General features: G+C 53.3%; 1 protein-coding gene. It reads left to right on the top strand.

Annotated elements, in window-relative coordinates:
* Positions 1-580, top strand: a 580-nt coding sequence (locus CPT76_RS02585; RefSeq protein WP_146116137.1) for a S1C family serine protease, incomplete at both ends; no start/stop codon positions are given.

Here is a 580-nt window from a genome sequence, read left to right as displayed (position 1 = left end):
CCATACGGTAACGACAGGCGTACTGAGCGCCCGCGAACGTTCCATCGATATCAGCGAGGAATCGGGCAGCGGCACACGCAAATATCAGCATCTGCTGCAAACCGACGCTTCGATCAACCCGGGTAACTCCGGCGGACCGCTGCTCAACCTGAGCGGCCAAGTCATCGGCATGAACGTAGCCGTCAGCGCCGATTCCCAAGGCATCGGCTTCGCGATCCCGACAAGCACGATCAAGAATGTCGTCGACAAGCTGGAGAAAAACCAGGAAATTCCGAAGGATCCGGTTCCATTTATCGGTGCGTCCTTGATGACGATGACTGAAGAAGTGGCTAAGCAAATGGATTCCGATGTTAAAGAGGGCTCTGTCGTCGCCGAGGTTGTTTACAAATCCCCGGCTTACGAAGCAGACCTCCGCCCTTACGACATTATTACCGGCGTGAACGGTACGGCCTATAAAACCAATTCCGATCTGACCGCATTTATCCAGAAACAAAAGGTCGGCACGAAAGTGACGCTGAACATCGTCCGCAACAACAAGAAGATGGACCTGCAGGTCACCATCGGCGACAAAAATAAATTC

Origin of the sequence: Paenibacillus sp. AR247, assembly GCF_002968895.1 — a bacterium.
GTDB classification, from domain to species: Bacteria; Bacillota; Bacilli; order Paenibacillales; family Paenibacillaceae; genus Paenibacillus_AQ; species Paenibacillus_AQ favisporus.
Note: the sequence above shows the minus strand (reverse complement) of the source record. Positions and strands in the feature narration are given on the sequence as shown.